This window comes from Methanothermobacter sp. (assembly GCF_030055425.1).
Taxonomy (GTDB): domain Archaea; phylum Methanobacteriota; class Methanobacteria; order Methanobacteriales; family Methanothermobacteraceae; genus Methanothermobacter.
Window position 1 is genome coordinate 131048 of sequence record NZ_JASFYE010000003.1, and the last position, 18782, is coordinate 149829.

At 46.2% G+C, this 18782-nt stretch carries 20 protein-coding genes; 12 read left to right on the forward strand and 8 right to left on the reverse strand.

Annotated elements, in window-relative coordinates:
• The first annotated feature begins 107 nt into the window (after positions 1–107).
• From QFX39_RS04440 to coaBC, 9 genes are all read left to right on the forward strand, one after another.
• On the forward strand, positions 108–1049 hold the full coding sequence (locus QFX39_RS04440) for a CBS domain-containing protein (protein WP_300477790.1): 942 nt from the start codon (positions 108–110) through the stop codon (positions 1047–1049).
• An 8-nt stretch (positions 1050–1057) separates the two neighbouring features.
• Positions 1058–1894, forward strand: coding sequence for a CBS domain-containing protein (locus QFX39_RS04445; RefSeq protein WP_300477792.1), 837 nt, complete (start codon positions 1058–1060; stop codon positions 1892–1894).
• A gap of 9 nt (positions 1895–1903) precedes the next feature.
• Positions 1904–2722 (forward strand): CBS domain-containing protein, encoded by an 819-nt coding sequence (locus tag QFX39_RS04450; RefSeq protein ID WP_300477794.1) that lies wholly within the window; start codon positions 1904–1906, stop codon positions 2720–2722.
• Between the two features lie 59 nt (positions 2723–2781).
• On the forward strand, positions 2782–3918 hold the full coding sequence (locus QFX39_RS04455; RefSeq protein WP_300477796.1) for an RNA ligase: 1137 nt from the start codon (positions 2782–2784) through the stop codon (positions 3916–3918).
• Positions 3918–4739: a prephenate dehydratase gene (gene pheA / locus QFX39_RS04460; protein WP_300477798.1), complete on the forward strand. Its 822-nt coding sequence runs from the start codon at positions 3918–3920 to the stop codon at positions 4737–4739. Before QFX39_RS04455 ends, pheA begins: the two co-directional genes overlap by 1 nt.
• 149 nt (positions 4740–4888) lie before the next feature.
• Positions 4889–5491 (forward strand): hypothetical protein, encoded by a 603-nt coding sequence (locus QFX39_RS04465; protein WP_300477800.1) that lies wholly within the window; start codon positions 4889–4891, stop codon positions 5489–5491.
• Positions 5492–5506: 15 nt separating this feature from the next.
• A complete protein-coding gene (locus tag QFX39_RS04470) occupies positions 5507–6031 on the forward strand; it encodes a PsbP-related protein (protein WP_300477802.1) in 525 nt (174 codons plus the stop codon).
• A gap of 217 nt (positions 6032–6248) precedes the next feature.
• The gene (locus QFX39_RS04475; RefSeq protein WP_300477804.1) at positions 6249–6746 is read left to right on the forward strand and encodes a transcription elongation factor NusA; all 498 of its coding nucleotides are present in this window, start codon (positions 6249–6251) and stop codon (positions 6744–6746) included.
• Positions 6747–6756: 10 nt separating this feature from the next.
• Positions 6757–7914, forward strand: a complete 1158-nt coding sequence (gene coaBC / locus QFX39_RS04480) for a bifunctional phosphopantothenoylcysteine decarboxylase/phosphopantothenate--cysteine ligase CoaBC (protein ID WP_300477805.1) — start codon at positions 6757–6759, stop codon at positions 7912–7914.
• Between the two features lie 186 nt (positions 7915–8100).
• Here coaBC and QFX39_RS04485 read toward each other — a convergent pair whose 3' ends face one another.
• Positions 8101–8775 (reverse strand): fibrillarin-like rRNA/tRNA 2'-O-methyltransferase, encoded by a 675-nt coding sequence (locus QFX39_RS04485; protein ID WP_300477807.1) that lies wholly within the window; start codon positions 8773–8775, stop codon positions 8101–8103.
• Between the two features lie 12 nt (positions 8776–8787).
• A complete protein-coding gene (locus tag QFX39_RS04490) occupies positions 8788–9897 on the reverse strand; it encodes an NOP5/NOP56 family protein (protein WP_300477809.1) in 1110 nt (369 codons plus the stop codon).
• 51 nt (positions 9898–9948) lie between these two features.
• Between QFX39_RS04490 and QFX39_RS04495 the strand changes: the two genes are divergently transcribed.
• The 3 genes from QFX39_RS04495 to QFX39_RS04505 are packed head-to-tail and all read left to right on the forward strand — an operon-like array spanning position 9949 to position 12676.
• Positions 9949–10857: a dihydroorotate dehydrogenase gene (locus QFX39_RS04495; RefSeq protein WP_300477810.1), complete on the forward strand. Its 909-nt coding sequence runs from the start codon at positions 9949–9951 to the stop codon at positions 10855–10857.
• A gap of 4 nt (positions 10858–10861) precedes the next feature.
• Positions 10862–11656: a dihydroorotate dehydrogenase electron transfer subunit gene (locus QFX39_RS04500; RefSeq protein WP_300477812.1), complete on the forward strand. Its 795-nt coding sequence runs from the start codon at positions 10862–10864 to the stop codon at positions 11654–11656.
• Positions 11657–11668: 12 nt separating this feature from the next.
• Entirely contained in the window at positions 11669–12676 is a 1008-nt protein-coding gene (locus QFX39_RS04505; RefSeq protein WP_300477814.1) for an AI-2E family transporter, read from the forward strand.
• A gap of 44 nt (positions 12677–12720) precedes the next feature.
• Here QFX39_RS04505 and QFX39_RS04510 read toward each other — a convergent pair whose 3' ends face one another.
• From QFX39_RS04510 to QFX39_RS04545, 6 genes are all read right to left on the reverse strand, one after another.
• Positions 12721–12963, reverse strand: coding sequence for a hypothetical protein (locus QFX39_RS04510; protein ID WP_300477816.1), 243 nt, complete (start codon positions 12961–12963; stop codon positions 12721–12723).
• A gap of 364 nt (positions 12964–13327) precedes the next feature.
• Complete coding sequence (locus QFX39_RS04525) at positions 13328–14593, reverse strand: tetratricopeptide repeat protein (RefSeq protein WP_367185383.1); 1266 nt, start codon at positions 14591–14593, stop codon at positions 13328–13330.
• Positions 14536–14976 carry a hypothetical protein gene (locus QFX39_RS04530; RefSeq protein ID WP_300477818.1) on the reverse strand — a complete coding sequence of 147 codons (441 nt, stop codon included), beginning with the start codon at positions 14974–14976 and terminating at the stop codon, positions 14536–14538. Before QFX39_RS04530 ends, QFX39_RS04525 begins: the two co-directional genes overlap by 58 nt.
• A gap of 27 nt (positions 14977–15003) precedes the next feature.
• A complete protein-coding gene (locus QFX39_RS09010) occupies positions 15004–15387 on the reverse strand; it encodes a tetratricopeptide repeat protein (protein WP_367185384.1) in 384 nt (127 codons plus the stop codon).
• A gap of 239 nt (positions 15388–15626) precedes the next feature.
• The gene (locus tag QFX39_RS04540; RefSeq protein ID WP_300477820.1) at positions 15627–17261 is read right to left on the reverse strand and encodes a hypothetical protein; all 1635 of its coding nucleotides are present in this window, start codon (positions 17259–17261) and stop codon (positions 15627–15629) included.
• Positions 17210–18112, reverse strand: coding sequence for a pseudomurein-binding repeat-containing protein (locus tag QFX39_RS04545; RefSeq protein WP_300477822.1), 903 nt, complete (start codon positions 18110–18112; stop codon positions 17210–17212). Before QFX39_RS04545 ends, QFX39_RS04540 begins: the two co-directional genes overlap by 52 nt.
• Positions 18113–18782: the final 670 nt, after the last annotated feature.

An 18782-nucleotide genomic window follows, 5' to 3' on the forward strand; every position in this document is an offset into this window, starting at 1 on the left:
GAAACCTGAAAGTCCCATCAACGAGAAATTAATTTTTATTAAAAATATTAGTTTGGGTAATAACGATACTTACTTCATGTAAGTATATCTCCCAGAGAGGTGTGTAAATGAGAAAAAAAGACACCATAAACCTGGTAAAGTCTAGGGACCGTGGTCCCATTGAATTCGAGAGCAGAAACTTCGACCATGAAGGCGATGTCATGACAATCGCCGGGAAGGAAGTAATTTCCATACCACAGACAGCCACCATCAAGGAAGCAGCGGAGATAATGGTTAAGAACAAATTCAGGAGGCTTCCCATAACAAACCCGGGAACAGGGAAGCTCCAGGGGATAGTAACGGCCATGGACATCCTGGACTTTTTAGGAGGGGGAGATAAATTCAAGATCCTGGATAACAAATACGATGATAACTTCCTCGCAGCAGTCAACGAACCGGTTAAGAGTATAATGACACGTGATGTCATCCACATAACCACCAGGGACTCCATATCAGATGCGGTTACCATGATGCTGGAAAACAGTGTCGGCGCCCTGCCGGTTGTGGATGATGAGGGGAGAATAGCAGGTATAGTATCCGAGAGGGACTTCGTGCTCCTCATGGCAGGTGTATTCATCGATGAGGTCACCGAGGATCACATGACAGCCGATGTCATAACGACAACACCCGGAACACCGATAGAGGGGGCCTCAAAGATAATGGTAAGAAACAGGCTCAGGAGGATACCCGTTGTTGGTGAGGAGCGAAGGACACCCCATCCCGAGGATGAAAAACTTGTTGGAATTGTTACCTCCACAGATATACTCGAGTTCCTTGGAAGGAACCAGGCATTCAACTCAATGAAGACCAACAGTGCAGAGGAGGTTCTCGCCACACCTGTAACTGAAATCATGGAAAGGGAGGTCTGCACCGTCACATCAACAACCACCCTTGGAGAGGTCTGTGAGATCATGGAGAAACATGGAATTGGTGGTCTGCCGGTGGTGGACTATGGAAACCTCAGGGGAATAATAACAGAGAGCGACCTTCTTAGGGCAATAACAGGTTAGGTGGTCCCATGAACGTTGGAAGTATAATGACAGATGAAGTCTTTGTCATGGAAGACACGCAGCAGGTTGCATACGCCAGGAACCTCATGTTAAGGCACGGCATAAGCAGGGTAGTCGTAGTGGACTCCGAGGGGAAACCAGCAGGTATCGTCACAGAGACGGACATAACAAGGAAGCTGAGAATTGATGGACCAGCATGGAAGAGGAGACCCATAGATAAGATATCAATAAGAAGGGTCATGAACGAGAACCCCATCAGCGTGGATATCAACGCCACTCCAAGGGAAGCCGCCGACCTGATGCTCAAGAAGAAAATAGGCTCACTCCTTGTGATGGATGGGGAGGAACTTGCAGGCATCATAACCAAGAGGGATCTTCTCAGATTCTTCAAGGACCGGTGTGCCGGCAGATGGAAGGTTGAGGATTTAATGACCCGGGACGTTAAAACTGTGACAGCCAACCATACACTTGCCCATGTTATAGATGTCATGGAGGAGAACGGCATATCAAGGGTTGTTGTAACCGGGAACGGGGCTGTTGAGGGGATAATAACATCTGAGAACCTCTCATTTGCAACATTTGAGGACCCTGAGAGGGGCATACCTGTTGAAAGGGTCTACTTCATAAGCCGTGCATCCGAGGAGAAGAAGAGGGTCAGGACAATCGCAATGCTAACTGCCGGCGATATAATGACCGAGGACGTCATAACAGTCGAACCATCAGCCGATGCATCAGACGCGGCTTCAGTGATGCTTGATAACGGTATAAGCGGACTGCCAGTTGTTGAGGATGATGAACTGGTGGGAATAATAACAAAAACAGATATAATAAGCGGGATACAGTAGGTGGAGAGTATGATAATTAAAAATATCATGTCAGAGGATCCTGTCTGCATCGATAAGGACCAGAACGTCTGCGACGCCCTTCGATTAATGGGTAAGAAAAACGTATCAAGGCTCCTTGTCATCAACACAAACAGCGAACATGAGAGGGAACTTGTGGGGATAGTCACCGAGAAGGATATAGCAATAAAACTGGGATCATCAAGGTACGGAAACATGGCCCCATCCCACTTCCATGTCTCAACGGTCATGACAGGGGAACTCATAACCGCGGATCCGGGCATGGACGCAGGAAACGCAGCAAGCCTCATGCTCGAGAACAACATAGGAAGCCTGCCTGTTATCCTTGATGACGAGATACTGGGAATCGTGACCAAATCAGACCTCCTTGATATATGCAGGGGAAGGGCCTATGAGAGGTACACTGCAGGCGATGTGATGAGCACAGAGATGATAACGGTGTCCCCCCAGGAGAGGGCTGTCCATGCAAGGAGGATGATGATTGATGCAGGCATAGGACGTCTACTGGTAATGGATGGGGGGGAACTTGCCGGTATACTCACCGCAAAGGACATGACACGTGCAGTTATAAACTTCAGGAAGGTGGTCCCGGATAAACACAAATCCTCAAGGATAAGAAACCTTCTGGTTGAGGATATAATGAAACAGAACGTCAGAACCGTTGAGGCAGATACTCCGGTAACTGATCTCGCATCAATGATGATGGAGACAGGTTATGGCGGCTTCCCTGTGGTGGACGGCGAACTTGAGGGTATAGTTACAAAGACGGACATCCTTGACCTCATAGTTGAGATAGAGGGTGTCTTCTAATCCTTTATTTTTTGAATAAACCCAAGACACATGCTTACTGAATGATCAGCGTGAATCTGATGAGTACAGACATTCCTTTCCATGAGGTCACAGAGAAAACAGGGATTCCATCTGCAAGGCTGAAAGATGGGCTTGAGAGGGGCGCCATCAGGGTCACTGAAGAGGGAGGTGTTAATGCTTTAATTTTTAAAAAGTCCCTCATGGACCTTGAGGCGGGCACGGTGATCTACACTGGAGATGAGGTTGAGGTCATCCGGGGATTCCCGAAGATCAGGAGGACACTTCTACTCTACCCCACCCTGATGGAACACTTCAGGGACAGCGTTGCAGTGGAGGAGAAGATGAACGGTTACAATGTCCGCATAACACTCCTTTCATCAGGTGATACGGTTGCACTCACACGGGGAGGCCATATATGCCCCTTCACAACCAGGAAGGCGCTGGAACTCATGGACCTTGACGGGTTCTTCTCTGACCATGCGGACCTTGTTGTATGCGGTGAGATGGTTGGAAGGGACAATCCATATGTCTCACAGGACTACCCTGAGGTGGGGCCCCTGGGGTTCAGGGTCTTTGACCTCAGGGAGAAGAACACCAACAGACCCCTCCCAATAAAGGAGAAGAGGGACCTTCTTGAATCCTATGGTCTTCCACCCGTACGTTTATTTGGAATTTACCCTGTGGAGGATGCTGCGGAGGAGGTTGCAGACATAATACGAACCCTGGGGAGGGAGGGAAGGGAGGGGGTTGTCATGAAGGACCCCTCCATGGAGTTACCTCCCCTGAAGTACACTTCATCCCAGGCACATGCACGGGAACTTGCATATGCCTTCAGCTACCCCTTTGACTTCGGGAGGCCATTCTTCTTCAGCAGGGTTATAAGGGAGGGGTTCCAGGCCTATGAACTGGATGAGTCAGATGAGGAGACCCTTGAGAGGGCCCACCGCCTTGGAGAGGCAATAATATACCCCATGCTTGAGAGGATAAAGGCCATAGCAGATGGGGAGGCCGCATACGAGGACACGGTCATCGATGTGGATGACAGGGAGACAGCCGAGGAGTTCATAAGGCACCTTGTACACCTCGGTGTCTCGGCAACCCTCGCAGATTACAGGGACGGCAAGGCCACGGTGAGGCGATTCTACCAGGCAACAACAGACAGGATAAACAACTACCTGGATGGGGGCCTTTACTGATGGCAGGGGAATCCATAGCCTACCTTGGGCCTGAGGGGACATTCACAGAGGAGGCGGCACTCCATATTGGTGAGAAACTTCTGGCCTTTGACTCCATACTTGAGGTTCTGGGGGCAGTGGCATCAGGTAAGGCTTCAAGGGGGGTTGTACCCATTGAGAACTCAATTGAAGGACCTGTTGGGGTAACACTTGACCTTCTGGTATGGGAATATGATCTGTGCATAGAGAGGGAGATAATACTGAGGGTTAGGCACAACCTCCTTGTCAACAGTGGTGTATCCCTGGGGGAGGTAAGGGAGGTTTACTCACACCCCCAGTCACTTGCCCAGTGCCGGCGATTCCTGGAGAAGCTGGGGGTCACAACACATTCAGCACCAAGCACAGCGGCAGCAGCCAGGACGATAGTGGGGAGACGGGAACTTGCGGCGATAGGGACCCTGAGAGCAGCTGATATCTATGGCCTTGATGTGATCGCAGAGGACATACAGGACTTTGACCCCAACTTCACAAGGTTCATAGTCCTCTCAGAGAATGACCATGAGCCAACAGGAAGGGACAAGACCTCCATAGTATTTTCACTGGCAGAGGACAGACCAGGGGGGCTTTATGAGGTCCTGGGATTCTTTGCAGAGCATGGTGTGAACCTCACAAAGATAGAGTCCAGGCCCTCAAAGAGGGGGCTTGGCAAGTACATATTCTTCATAGATTTTGAGGGACACAGAAAGGACGCCGTCATCATGGATTTGCTTGATTGTATAGCTGATAGAACACCATTCTTTAAAATTCTGGGGTCCTATCCAGAGGAAACTGTTCATGAATAGTTCTTTTGATTTTTCAGGGACCGCACCAGACTTCAGTATAAACCCCTGTTAATGGGTGTCTGGTTGATATTCCATGCCATATAAATTATATATACCCGGCTGTTCAATATAGATCCAGTTGATTATCACTGATTTATCAGGAGATGATTATGATTAGTCAGGATAAGAAAATCCTCCTGAGACAGCTTAAGAAACTTGAAAGGGACCTTGAAGAGGGTAATATTTCAAGGAAGGAATACACTGAACTGAAGGAACAGTACACCAAGGAACTTGAAACAATTGAGGCAGTTGAAAACATAAGGCGGCTTCAGGGACAGAAAACCCCGGAAAAACCCCTCGACCACTGGGTGAAGGAATCACGGAAAAAGAAGGAGGAAGAGGAGAGGGAGGAACTCGTCAGAAGGTACGTCAAGACAGAGGAGGTTAAGGGAAGGAGGGGTCTGAATCTGTCGCTCATAGGTGCCATAATAATTGTGGCGGCGTTCTTCTTTGGAACAGGATTCGGGCTGTACTTCATGAACCTGAAGGAGGAAACCCCTGTTACAGGGACCGTTACCGTGAACGAAACTGCATTCCCTTCCTTCAACAACACAGTTAAAAATGTGACTGTAACCTACACCACAAACAGGACCCCCACCAACACAACACCCACCACTCCAACAACACCAGAAAAGCCTTCAACACCCACAACTCCAACAAACCCCGATAATCAGGGGACCGGTGGAGGGGAGAATCCACCATCATCACCATGAGAGTGAGGAAACTGCATGAGGAAACACTGGCTCATCCTTTTCATAGTAATGGTTGTTGCGGTGTCAGGATGCACATCACCTGACAGTAACTCAGAGAACCAGACCAAAAGGTTCTCAGGGAACAATATTTCATTTGAGTACCCATCCAGCTGGGTGACAGCCAATTCACTGGCAAACGAAACAATCGCAGCCGTTGGGGACCCGGCATCAGTTGATTCATCTGGACTTGCACAGGTCTCAGTTGTGATCCAGTCAAGGGAACTCAAGGGTAACCTCTATGATATGTACAGGGACAACTATGATGCACTGTTCACCAACTCCAGTTACAGGAGGGTTTCAGAGACAAACACAACCATAGGTGGTTACCAGGCAATAGAGAATGTCTACATTGTCCTTGATGGGGTGCAGAAGAAGCAGAGGGCCATCTGGATACATAACAACAGAAGGGTCTATGTGATACTCTGCACAGCCCCGGCTGAGAGGTTTGATGCTGAAAGGAAGAACTTCGACCTCATCGTGAACAGCTTCAGGTTTATTTAACTCCACCTCCTTTCTTTAGGTGACACACCAAAACTATAAATTTATATTTACCAAAATATTATTAAATTATAAGGGTCACTGCAGTGATAACTAAATGGGCTCTTTTTATTTTATCTCCAGAGGTTTAAAGACTGTACTGGGTTTTTAAACCGGGATTTACAGTGTGGCCTCGTTTACGATAACCACGGTAATCACTAAAGAAAAGGAGGAAGAAGGAATGGTATTGCCAATATGCGATGTCTGTCTTAAAAGCGGAATTTTATGTCAGGGCTGTGAAAATAAACTTAAAACAGGGGAGGTAAGTCAGACTGAACTGGAGATCTCAAAGGTTCTATACAGGATTGGAGAGGGAAAACTCGGATTTAAAAGGGCCATAGACCTTGATGGAATAGTTATAATCATAACAGAGTCTGATGAGGTCGGAAAACTAATAGGTAAGGGCGGTAAAATCGTAAGGGCAATATCAAGGGCCCTGGGCAAGAAGGTGAGGGTGGTCGGTGAGAACTCTGACCTAAAATCAGTTGCAGAGGATGTCCTTGCACCTGCAAGGATTTCAGGGATCAACATAGTATTTGGAAAGGACGGCGAGGAACGCTTCAAGATCAGGGTTATGCGGGAGGATGCAAGGAGGGTTCCAGGGAAACTTGAAACCCTCAACGAGATAATAGAAATGCTGACCGGAGAGAAAACGGTTGTTGTTATAGATGACACATGATGGGGATGGAATGGAGATCGTACTCTGCGTTACAGGAAGTGTTGCCGCCATTGAGGCGGTTAAACTTGCAAGGGAACTGAGAAGGCAGGGTGCCAGTGTCACCTGTTTCATGAGTGAGGACGCCTGCAGGATAATACATCCCTATGCAATGGAGTTTGCCACAGGAAGCAAACCCATCCTTGAACTTACCGGGGAGATAGAGCACGTTAAGTACGCCGACGCGGACCTAATCCTGGTGGCCCCTGCAACCGCCAACATCATAGGTAAACTTGCCTTTAAGCTGGCCGACAACCCCATATCATCCCTTCTCCTCACGGCATCAGGGATGGGGACCCCCATAGTTATGGTCCCATCAATGCACGAGGCCATGTATGCCGCCGCAGAGGAAAACATACGAAGGCTGAGGGATGAGGGTGTTGTCTTTGTTGAGCCCCGCATGGATGAGGGGAAGGCCAAGTTTCCGGATATCAACACGATAGTACTGGAGGCAATGAGGCAGACCTCAAAGCAGAGTTTGAGGGGTAAAAGGGTCCTCGTAAGCCTTGGCGGAACATATGAGCCAATAGATCCAGTGAGGGGCATTACAAACAGAAGTTCAGGTAAGATGGGTCTTGCGGTTGCACGAAGAGCATACATTGAGGGGGCCGACGTTACACTCCTGGCGGGTATCGTATCAGTGGATATCCCCCAGCAGTTCACAGTTATAGGGGCTGAGACAGCGGATTCCATGGTATCAGCAGTCAGTGAACTTATAGGGGAACATGATGTATTCGTATCGGCTGCAGCTGTCGCTGACTTCAGACCCACCTGCACAGAGAGGAAGATATCCTCAGATGGAGAGCTCACACTCACACTTAAACCAAACCCCAAGATCATAAAAATTGCAAGGGAACTTAACCCCAAAGCACTTATTGTTGGATTCAAGGCCGAGTATGATGTCCCCAGGGAGGAACTTATCAGATCTGCAGAGAAGCAGATGCAGGAGGCTGGTGTGGATATCGTCGTTGCAAATGACGTCTCAGTTGAGGGGTTCGGCTCAGACAGTAACAAGGCCATCATAGTCTCTGATAAAATACTTGAACTTCCTGTAATGAGCAAGGATGACCTTGCATCCCTCATAATTGATGAGATTGCAGGGAAACTTGAAGAGAAGGAACGAAATTCTTGAGGAAGCCTAAATAATGCTTTCACTCATTTTCAGCAGAAATCAGAAAATGGAGTTATTCACTCCAGGTTATTGTGTTGCAACAATAACCCGGAGGTGAAATTATGGCCTTCAGTTGGGATTAAAATTATGTAACTAACCCAATATATACCTTTTTTACTAAAAATCTGTTAAAAAATCATATGAATTTCAATCACTTCTTTTAACAAGAACCGCCATATGGTCCTTCTCGTAGGGGTTAAGACCCACCTGATCCATCACCTGGAAATCTGAGTCCCTGAGTTTCCTGACCTCCTCACGGAAGATCTTACGGGGGCTCCTTGTAACATCTATGCTCCTGGCCTTTATCATTATGAGACCGTGGCCATCATCCCTCAGGAAATATTCCATATTCTCGGTGAACAACCGGGTCTGGTCTGGCTGTGCAATGTCACAGTAGACAAGGTCAGCAGCCTCAACTATCCTGAGGTAATCTCTGGGCCTTGAGGCATCCTCGAGAAGAGGCAGCATGTTCATACGGGCACTGCACACTTCCAGAAGCTCCCTCATCATCCGGGGTGAAAATTCAACGCAGTATACCCTGCCGTCTGTCACAATATCAGAGATGTGTGAGGCTGTTGTTCCGGCCGAAGCCCCAAGATACAGTACCCTGCAATCTGCTTTCAGGCTGAAGCCTCTGAGACCATTGTGAATGGCAGCGGCGAGTTTGGATCGCCTGGGATCCCAGACCCGGTACTCCCGGCCACCCCACTCTATGAGCTTCTCCCCATATACCCTCACACCGGGATTGGGGTTCACTGTGAGGAGCGAGTCATTCATCATAAAAACACCATCAAGGCCCTTAACACGTTTCACTGGACACACCCTCCACTCTGATCATCTTTTCCTCTGGAACCTCTTCCTTTTGACGGGAGGTTTCTTGTTTTTATTTTTTATGAATTCGAATCTCTCATTGAAACTTTCAATGATCTCCGGATCGAATTCCCCGCTGAAAACATCCTTTCTCACCGCAATTACTATTTTACCGGCAAGAAGCCTTGCAACCCTGCCTCTTATCCACCATGGTGATGACCGTATGGACGGGTGCTGAAATATCACACCATGCTTGGGTGGCCTCGCATTTGATTTGAGGTGCCTGAAGAGGGCCTTCTCAGCCCCAAGGACCTGTACAGTGGATGAGGGGAGCATGGCAAGTTCCCTGAGACCACCTGCATGTGCAATAAGCCTTGCACCAACATTCGCACCTGCAAGTGCCCTGAGGTTGGGGGCGAGCTTCTCCATTTTGAGGTCAATGTACCTCTCGGTGTCCTGCCTCAGCCTCTGGAGTCTCCTGATACTCTCCGCAAGGTCCATGAAGATATGGAGGTCCTCGCTGCTGATATCTGAACCTATGCTTTCCTCCACATCCATCCTGAAATTTTCAAGTATCCTGTCCCTGTCACCGTACCTGGCAACCAGCTCAACGTACTGCTCATGGCTCCTCACACCATCCAGTTCAGGGAAGTGAAGGGAATACCATTCCCTCAGCCTCTCTATCAGTTTCCCGATCTCCTCATCCAGTTCATCAAGGGCATTTATGGCCTGTATGAGGAACCTGTCGGATTCCCTGAGAGACTCCCTCAGTTTTTCCCGGGTTGCCGAGATGAGGGCGCTATGTATGAACCTGGATGGGGGGATATCAGTGATTGATTCCAGTATCTCATCGAGGTTCTCCCTAAGATGGACTCCGGCGGCTGATGGCATTTCGAACCTGATTTTACCAAATTCAGAGTATGCAGGTGATGGTTCGGCCTCAACAACAACCTCATCATATTCATCAAGGAGCCTTTCAAGCATCCTCCTCTCCTCAGGTGTGATACCTCCCATCTGTGATTCTTTGAGCCTGCTGGCCACCTCATCCAGCGGGAAAGTTTCATAATCTATGACTTTCAGATCTTCAGTGAAGGCAACAAAACCAGCAACGCAGCCTGCGAGATAACACTTCATAGGGGTACATCTATAGGTGGTGACTATAAATATATTTAGAAGGTGTTTTTCATGCTGAGGACCAGGATATGTAATATTGAGCTCAGGAATCCAACCATGCTTGCTGCGGGAGTTATGGGGAGCATGGCGTCATCCCTCAACAGGGTCTACCGTGCAGGTGCAGGGGCCGTTGTAACCAAATCCTTTTCACTGGAACCCAATGAGGGCTATAAAAACCCCACCACGGTCGAGGTTACCGGTGGGATCATAAATGCCATAGGCCTATCAAATCCAGGGGTTGAGGCATTTAAAGAGGAGCTCAGGGGCGTGGATGATGATGTGCCCCTCATAGCATCCATCTATGGGTCTTCACCGGAGGAATTTGCCAGGGTGGCGGCTTCAGTGGAGGAGTACGTGGATATGATCGAACTCAATGTGTCCTGTCCCCATGCCATGGCGGGTTGCGGGGCTTCCATAGGACAGGATGCCGGTCTGACATTCCGGGTGGTCTCGGCTGTAAAGGATGTCGTGGCTGTGCCGGTATCCACCAAGCTCACACCAAACGTTACAGACATCGTTGAGATAGCAAAAAGCGCCGAGGATGCAGGTTCAGATGCCCTGACCCTCATAAACTCCCTTGGCCCCGGGATGAAGATCGATATAAAAACAGCAAAACCTGTACTCTCAAATGCCTTTGGGGGAATGTCTGGCCCCGCCATAAAGCCCGTGGCTGTAAGGTGCGTCTATGATGTTTACCGCAATGTTGAGATCCCGCTAATTGGTGCCGGTGGCGTCAGGGACTTCAGGGACGCGGTTGAATTTCTCTTTGCAGGTGCAGTGGCCGTTCAGGTGGGTACAGCCATAATGTATGATGGCCCCGAGATCTTCATGAGAATATGCAGGGGCCTTGAGGGGTTCATGATTGAGGGGGGCTTCTCATCGGTTTATGAGATGGTTGGCCTTGCCCATGAGGGGGTGTGATTTCATGGGAAATGTTCCAGAGGTTCTTGAAATTAAGGGGATAGTTGAGGAATCTGAGACCGTCAGGACCTTCATATTTGACTGGGACTTCAGGAGCGAAATAGTGCCCGGTCAGTTCGTCATGGTCTGGAATTTCAGCAACGAGAAACCCATGTCAGTCTCACTCATTGACCATAAGAGGTCTGAGATCGGCATATCCATAAGGAGGGTTGGCGAATTCACATCGGCGGTTCATGAACTGGACGAAGGAGACCTTCTGGGGATCAGGGGCCCCTATGGGAGGGGTTTTGAACTCATGGGGAGAAACCTGATCCTTGTGGGCGGCGGGATAGGCATGGCCCCCCTGGCAGCCCTTGCAGAGGAGGCTGTGGCGCGGGGCATGAATGTGGATGCGGTTGTGGCTGCAAGGACAGCAGATGAGCTTCTCTTCACCGAGAGACTCGAGAATGCAGGTGTTAATATCCATACATGTACAGATGATGGAACCTGCGGGTTTCAGGGATTTGCACATGAACGCCTTTCTGAAATGGGTGGAAAATATGACATGGCGGCTGTGTGCGGTCCAGAGCCCATGATGTTCCATGTGAAGGCGGTGCTTGATGAGAGGGGGATACCTGCCCAGTTTTCCCTTGAGAGGTACATGAAGTGCGCCGTGGGTATCTGCGGACAGTGCTGCGTTGACGGGACCGGGTGGAGGGTCTGTGCCGAGGGCCCTGTCTTCTGGGACCATGAATTACGGGGTGTCGGTGAATTCGGCAGGTACAGAAGGGACGCTGCCGGCCGGAGAATCAGCTGGTAATTTGGTGGTTTCATGATAGAGAAGCTCAGGGGCACCATCACATCCACTTCATTCCTTGTACTTGCACTTATACTTCTATCGGCCATTGTAATCTATCCCATCTGGACCATGCTCTTCCTGGGGGCGGTATTCGCCTATATTGTAAGGCCGGTGGCTTTAAGGATAAATGAGAGGATACCCTACCTCTCGGTCTCCATAATCATAGCCATGGTCGTTGTTATAATGCCCCTTGTGGGTATAGTGGTTTTCACCGTGGATTCCCTCATAAACTCCACCCCCTCACTCATAACCCTCGCAAGGGGCTTTGATATCCCCAACCTTCCGGGACAGCTCCAGAGTTCAGGGGGCACCCTGGGGGCTTTGAGGGGTATTCTAACCGACATACTGAGCGGATCCCTCAACTATGTGATTGATGTGATACAGTCAGTCCCCATGATAGCCCTGCAGCTCTTCATATTCCTCTCATCAACATTCTACTTTGCAAGGGATGGTGAAAGGCTCCTTTCATATATAAGGGGTCTCATACCCCCTGAAGCCAGGCCCTTCATGGGGAGGATGGCCTCTGAGACAGAACGTGTGCTCATGAGCATATTCTATGGCCACTTCCTCACAGCACTCCTCATAGGTATCATGGCAGGGGTCGGCTTTCACCTCCTGGGCTACCCCTACGCGATACTCCTGGGTATAATAACAGGGATATTTCAGCTCATACCGGTTATAGGTCCATGGGCGGCCTATACGCCCCTTGCCATCTATGACTTTGTTACCGGGAATATCCTCAGGGGTGTCCTGGTCCTCATCTTCGGGATATTCCTCAGTACAATCGACATATACCTCCGGCCAAAGCTTTCAGGTAAGTATGCTGATATACACCCCATGATATTCCTTGTGGGTTTCCTTGGGGGGCCGGTCGTATGGGGTGTTGCCGGGTTCATAGTTGGGCCACTGGTCCTGGGGCTTGCCTACGCAGCCCTTGAGGCCTACCGGCTTGGAGAATCAGCTGGTGAGGAGAACCGGTGAACATAAAGTGTCATGCTTATTCTGGTTATTTCGTAATAGGTAAGCTATGATGATGGAGAGAATTCACCAGAACCCGTGAGAAGCCGGATCCAATTATCAGAAAAATTACGCTGGATAAGGTTCTTATCCTCTTTTTCATGTTCCAAGGTTTCTTTCCAATAGAGCAATAGGGGGTTTATTCCAGTAATGATCTCATAACCATGAACCTGTACGATGATATGCAATATATTTTTCCAATATTCCTCTGGGAGATAATGATCCCTAACAGTAAGTATAGCGTTACCCATAATTAATACACATCCCAAGTGGCTGAAGTACTACACTACCCTCCTTGCTAACACACCTCCCAAAAGCCAAAAGCAAAAGATTACCAATATCCATTGAAATATATGTTTGATGTTCCACGATAAATTCTTTGATGCTACCTGTAATGTTGTTGAGTTTGGAGTTTATGTAGCTATTGTTGTTGCGTATGCTGCTATGTTAACTCCTATGAGGCCCTGACCCATCAGGTCATAACTGATGATTTCAACAAGGGTCATGGGATTGTGTGGGGCGGGTTGTATTGGGCTAATAAGGCCCCTTGAAGGCTTTTCTCTCGCTGTTCTTTAAGCCTTCAAAGGTTTGCTGTGCTATTACCCGGGAGTGACTTTAGCCTTTCATTTGGAGTTCTTTCAGGGTTTTTTTGGCTTTTTTGTATTGTGGGTCTATTTTCAGGGCTTTTTTGTAGGATTTTTTGGCTTTTTGGTGTTTTCCAAGTTTTTGTAGTGTTTTTCCTTGCATGTACCATAGTGTTTTGTCTTGGGGGTTTAGTTTGAGGGCTTGCTTGTAGCATTTCAGGGCTTCCTCTGGTTTTTTGAGGTCTTCCAGGATTATCCCTTTCCATTCCCATGTATCGGCGAATTCTGGGTTTATTTCAAGGGCTTTTTCAAAACATTCCAGCGCCTCCTCATATTTTCCAAGTTTTCTGAGGAGTAATCCCTTGTTAGCCCATGTTTCGTCGTTTTCTAGGTTTATTTCTAAGGCTTTTTCATAGCATTCCAATGCCTCATCATATCTCTTAAGTTCTTCAAGGACTACTCCTTTGTTGTTCCATGCTTTTGCATTTTTTTGGTTTATTTCTAAGGCTTTTTCATAGCATTCTATTGCTTTTTCAGGTTTACCGATTGTGTCAAGGAGCGCTCCTTTGTTGTTCCATGTTCCATCGTCTTCTGGATCTATTTGTAGTGCCCTTTCATAGCATTCCAATGCCTCATCATATCTCTTAAGTTCTTCAAAAATTAGTGCTTTGTTGTACCATGCCTCTACGAATTCTGCGTTTATCTGTAATGCTTTTTCATAGCATTCCAATGCCTCCTCATATTTTCCAAGACTGCGTAATCCGTTACCTTTATTATACCATGCTTTTGCATTTTTTTGGTTTATTTCTAAGGCTTTTTCATAGCATTCTATTGCTTTTTCAGGTTTACCGATTGTGTCAAGGAGCGCTCCTTTGTTGTTCCATGTTCCATCGTCTTCTGGATCTATTTGTAGTGCCCTTTCATAGCATTCCAATGCCTCATCATATCTCTTAAGTTCTTTAAGGACTACTCCTTTGTTGTTCCATGCTTCTGCTAGTTTTGGATTGTTTTTGAGGATTTTTTCATAACATTCTAAGGCTTTCTCTGATCTTTTGAGTTTTAGTAGTGTCATTGCATTATAGTGCAAGATTTCCGGGTCGTTTGGACTCGCCTTGAGGGCTTTCCTGAATTCTTTAAGAGCTTCTTTGTATTTTCCCTGTTTTAGGCTTGATCGGCCCCCGCTGAGGCGCCATCCAGCTTTTCCCCTGGCCATCCAATCCATTATCTTCTTAAAGGGATTCATGCTCCAGCCTCTCTCAACTTCTTTTCCAGGTAGTTTTTGAATTCTAGTATGCATGCCTCTATCGCCTCGCGATTCTCATATGTTAACAGGGCCACAACGCCCATCCCGGTGCCTATTATAGTGCCTCCATGTTTTATGGCGCCCACAACATCCCCATCCTTTAAAGCCTCCTTGAACAGCTCCCATTCATCCCTCATGAATTTACCTAAATTATTTATAGCCCTTTCTATATCGTCGGGATCGCCACCAACACTACCACTGCTAACCGCCCTTAGAGTATCTACGGCTTCTCTATACTCATTTACCATTCTACGGGTCCATCCGTCTGACTGTCTTGATAGTATTTCAAGATAGTTTTGTATTGGTTCTGTGTCTCCTGTTAGTAATGTGTAGGTGATGAATGTTGGCAGACCACCTGGTGTTAGTAGTATGGTCATCATTGCGACATTTTCGAGGTTGTAACATCAGGCTTTTTCTTGGTTTTTAAGTTTTTTGTGAAGTGCTGCTTTGGTTTTGTGTAATAGTTTGTTTTTTGGGTCTATTTTGAGTGCTTTGTCGAAGCATTTTAGGGCTTTTTTGTATTTGCCGATTTTGGATAATGTTATTCCCTTGTAAGTTAATGTTTCAATGCTTTTTGGGTTTATTTCTAGGGCTTTGTTGTAGCATTCTAGTGCTTCTTCATATTTGCCCAGCTCCTGGAGGATTGTTCCTTTGTTGTTCCATGCTTCTATAAGTTCAGAGTTTATTTCTAGGGCTTTGTTGTAGCATTTTAGCGCCTTTTTGTATTTTTTAAGTTCTTTTAGTATTATTCCTTTGTTGTTCCATGCTTCTGCATATTCCGGATTTATTTTTAATGCCTTGTCATAATATTTTAAAGCTTTTTGGTATTCTTTGTTGGGTGAAACAGAATCCTATGTTGAATAAATCTTTCTCAGTTTTTGATATGAGGAGCCTATAGACATTTATGGCTTTTTCATACTCTTCTTTTTCAATTAATCCCAACGCGATTTTTCCTAGAGAATATTCTATGAAAATGAAGACTACACTTAATAGAAATATAAATAATATGACTGCATTTAAATCCAATTTAATCTCCTCCAGTTTCTTTTTCAAGAACAGCCTTCACAAATTCCTTAAAGCCACTCACCGCCCACGAACCAACCGTTATTCCTCCAGCAATAAGCTCAATACCATATTTCACAACACCCACAATATCTCCCCTCTTAAGAGAGTTATAGAACCTCACATATCTATCACGGAAAAACCCGAGAATATCTCCTTTTTTCCCATCGGGTCCTATTAAACTATTTGGATCTAAACTATTCTGAAGCTCTTTTATCACATTATCCAAGACTTCATTAGGATCCGTTATCTTCTTTAAAAGTAATTCAAAGTATGTAGCATCCTTACTCAACCATGCATACGCCATAGCAAGAGGTATGCCACTTGGTGTTAGTAGTAGTGTCATTATTGTGGCGTCTTTGATGTATGGTAGCCATTCAGGATGCTCCATGATAATATATGCGGCCAGGGTAACAGCCAAACTCAAACCAAGGGTTTCTGGGGCTGAAAGCACACCCAGTTCAAGCACAGCAGCCTCGGCTGTTGAAACACCAGCAACACCAATAAATTTCCACCAACCACTCCAATTCAAAATTTCATTCCCAAGTTTTTTGGCTAGTTCTGTTTGTTGGTGGTAGTAGCAGTATGCTCCCATAAGATTGTAGATTATGTCTCTGACTATTCCTGTTTTATGGTCTATTATGATGTATCTTCCTTGGTTGTCAGTGATTAGCGTATAATTTTCGGTTTCGAGGATGTCTAGTGGCTCTCCATTGAGTAGTTTCTGGCCTATTCCTGTTATTGGGGCGGTTGTGGGGTCTGATCCTGGGAATAAGGCTTCCATAACATAGTATTCTATTGGGTTTATTGTGGATGTCCTTGCGTAGTTGAATGCTTTCAGGTTTTGTGTTGTTCCGTTGGCTTTCACTCCCATGTTGTGGTTGCATTCCAGGCTTATCCATGTCGCTGGGCTGTGGTCTCCTGCTGAGACCATCGCTGGCCTGGTTCTTGTCCATGTTATGTTGTATTTTGCGGCTTGGTCTGCGATTGTGTCGTGGAGGTATATTGTTTCGAGGCCTGCGGGGAATAGTCCGTAGGCTGCTTTTAATGGTCCTGGAGAGTATTCTTTGTTTAGCCAGTATTGTAGTGTCTGGTTTGTTATTTTTTTGGTGGCTATGGTGTAGGTTATAATGGCGTCATAGTTGCTGGCTTCCCAGGTTAGGGTGTCATTTATTATTATGTTGGGCCCGGTTTCTCCTGGCGGGTGTATGTAGTAGCCGTTTGTGTAGAGTAGTAGGAGCGTCCTTGTTGATCGGTTCCCTGGGAATGTTATGTTGGCTATTGTGACACTTTCTTCGCCAGGATATTCTATGCTGACTTGGAGGATGTCTATGCATCTTCCATGGTTTGTTAGGATGAAGTTCTTTTCTTGTTCTGTTAGGTTGAAGTTGTTGAGGTATTCATTTATTGTTTCGAGTTCGTCGAGTCCGAGTTTTGTGCAGATTTCTATGAGTCTGTTCAGTCCTGCGGTGGCGGTCCAGACAATTTCTCTTTGACTTTGCCTGTTCACTTGATAGAATGGGTTGGTTAGCTCTGCCAGTTTATATGCTACACCATCCTCCACAAGGAATACTGTCTCATTGAATGGGCCTGTAGCCATAGCCCTATACTAATCCATTTGGCTGTATTGTTAAGAGGCATTTTAAAGGTTAAGTTTAAAGTTTGTCCCAAAAACGTTACTGCTGTTGAATTAACATGAATTGTCGCGAGCATAACCTCCAACATCATCGTCCTAGTGGATGTGACACCATAACCCCGGACGGTTAAGGTTACGGTGTATGTTCCTGCTTTGTAGGTGTGTGTTGGGTTCCTTTCAGTGCTTGTTGTGTTGTCTCCAAAGTCCCATTGCAATGACTGGATAGAACCTGTGCTCTTATCCATGAAATAGGTGGTGTAACCTTCGATTTTGTAGGTGTAGTCGGCCCGTGGCCTTGTGATGGTTCCTTCCTTTTTTGTTATTTGCTGTATTGTAATGTGGTCTGGTAGTTTGCCTGTGCTGTTGTAGAAGTTTATTATCCTTGCATAGGCATAGATCAGGCTTTCGTAGCGCACTTGTCCAATGGCTGTGTTGGCATAATTCGGCGACCTGCCATTGGATTCCATGAAGTTTTTGATGTTCTGGGCCGCCTGCAAATATCCGCTTTTGTATAGTGTTCCTGTTGCCGCCCCCCTCGGATTAGTAGGCGGATTATAATCAGGTAATGAAATACCGGCCCGTTTGCCCTGATTAAGGTTCAGGACAGTAGAGGACGCCACATACAAATAATTGTCTGATGTTATATTCTTCCCATTAACCACAACCACTGATGGTATACGGTTCTGCGATGTTGTATAATTCCCTATCATCTTAGAGGCGTCACAAACCTCATCATAAGATAAACTTAGAGCGAAAGAATTACCTATAAGATAGAAACACAAGACAGCCATCATAAAGAACAGAAACTTTCTCATAAAAAACACCTCCAGCAAAAATAAAGTTGATTATAAAATAATATAAAAATATTATTATCCACTTGAGGACCGAAAAACATAAATCCCATTATATAACACAAATTTAGTATTAAAAGTATATTTATTAGATAATATATTCGTCACTTACATTTTCTCTTAGATCTCTAACATCCAATGTTCATGATTTTCATTAAAAACTTACAAAAAATCCATGCAAAGCATGCATGAAGTGCTAATATCTCTTTCTTTGTAATGCAGATGAGGTTGCATTGAGTGTTTCTTTAAATTGGCATTGGAATGATTTTCCCAGTGATAAATTGGCATTTCATCACATAACGTCTCTGTTTGAGTCTGTATCTGCGGTACTTACACTCCACCACGAGGAGCGTATGGTTTATTGCCAAAGGGGAAGCGATAATGCTTACATCACGTAATTTTTCACGTTCTTTACTGTAATTCTTCAGCAAGGGCTTAACATCTTTATCGATTTGTAATGGGTGTATTGTCTGTTCACAGAAACTCTAACTCAATGGTGTCTTATTACATTTTTTGACATGAAAGGGATCTATATTTTTTATCTGATTTTTTTCTTGTTCCGTTTTGTTTTAGAAGTTGTTCAAGTCGAGATTTTGAAGGTGTTTTTACAAGTCAACTGCTCTGTGTTCACATT

What these genes read in the sequence shown, in the direction of transcription:
- QFX39_RS04440 (WP_300477790.1), top strand. Translation starts at nt 108, where the DNA reads ATGAGAAAAAAAGACACCATAAACCTGGTAAAGTCTAGGGACCGTGGT.
- QFX39_RS04445 (WP_300477792.1), top strand. Translation starts at nt 1,058, where the DNA reads ATGAACGTTGGAAGTATAATGACAGATGAAGTCTTTGTCATGGAAGAC.
- QFX39_RS04450 (WP_300477794.1), top strand. Translation starts at nt 1,904, where the DNA reads ATGATAATTAAAAATATCATGTCAGAGGATCCTGTCTGCATCGATAAG.
- QFX39_RS04455 (WP_300477796.1), top strand. Translation starts at nt 2,782, where the DNA reads ATGAGTACAGACATTCCTTTCCATGAGGTCACAGAGAAAACAGGGATT.
- pheA (WP_300477798.1), top strand. Translation starts at nt 3,918, where the DNA reads ATGGCAGGGGAATCCATAGCCTACCTTGGGCCTGAGGGGACATTCACA.
- QFX39_RS04465 (WP_300477800.1), top strand. Translation starts at nt 4,889, where the DNA reads ATGATTAGTCAGGATAAGAAAATCCTCCTGAGACAGCTTAAGAAACTT.
- QFX39_RS04470 (WP_300477802.1), top strand. Translation starts at nt 5,507, where the DNA reads ATGAGGAAACACTGGCTCATCCTTTTCATAGTAATGGTTGTTGCGGTG.
- QFX39_RS04475 (WP_300477804.1), top strand. Translation starts at nt 6,249, where the DNA reads ATGGTATTGCCAATATGCGATGTCTGTCTTAAAAGCGGAATTTTATGT.
- coaBC (WP_300477805.1), top strand. Translation starts at nt 6,757, where the DNA reads ATGGAGATCGTACTCTGCGTTACAGGAAGTGTTGCCGCCATTGAGGCG.
- QFX39_RS04490 (WP_300477809.1), bottom strand. Translation starts at nt 9,897, where the DNA reads ATGAAGTGTTATCTCGCAGGCTGCGTTGCTGGTTTTGTTGCCTTCACT.
- QFX39_RS04495 (WP_300477810.1), top strand. Translation starts at nt 9,949, where the DNA reads ATGCTGAGGACCAGGATATGTAATATTGAGCTCAGGAATCCAACCATG.
- QFX39_RS04500 (WP_300477812.1), top strand. Translation starts at nt 10,862, where the DNA reads ATGGGAAATGTTCCAGAGGTTCTTGAAATTAAGGGGATAGTTGAGGAA.
- QFX39_RS04505 (WP_300477814.1), top strand. Translation starts at nt 11,669, where the DNA reads ATGATAGAGAAGCTCAGGGGCACCATCACATCCACTTCATTCCTTGTA.
- QFX39_RS04510 (WP_300477816.1), bottom strand. Translation starts at nt 12,963, where the DNA reads ATGGGTAACGCTATACTTACTGTTAGGGATCATTATCTCCCAGAGGAA.
- QFX39_RS04525 (WP_367185383.1), bottom strand. Translation starts at nt 14,593, where the DNA reads ATGCATACTAGAATTCAAAAACTACCTGGAAAAGAAGTTGAGAGAGGC.
- QFX39_RS04530 (WP_300477818.1), bottom strand. Translation starts at nt 14,976, where the DNA reads ATGACCATACTACTAACACCAGGTGGTCTGCCAACATTCATCACCTAC.
- QFX39_RS04540 (WP_300477820.1), bottom strand. Translation starts at nt 17,261, where the DNA reads ATGGCTACAGGCCCATTCAATGAGACAGTATTCCTTGTGGAGGATGGT.
- QFX39_RS04545 (WP_300477822.1), bottom strand. Translation starts at nt 18,112, where the DNA reads ATGAGAAAGTTTCTGTTCTTTATGATGGCTGTCTTGTGTTTCTATCTT.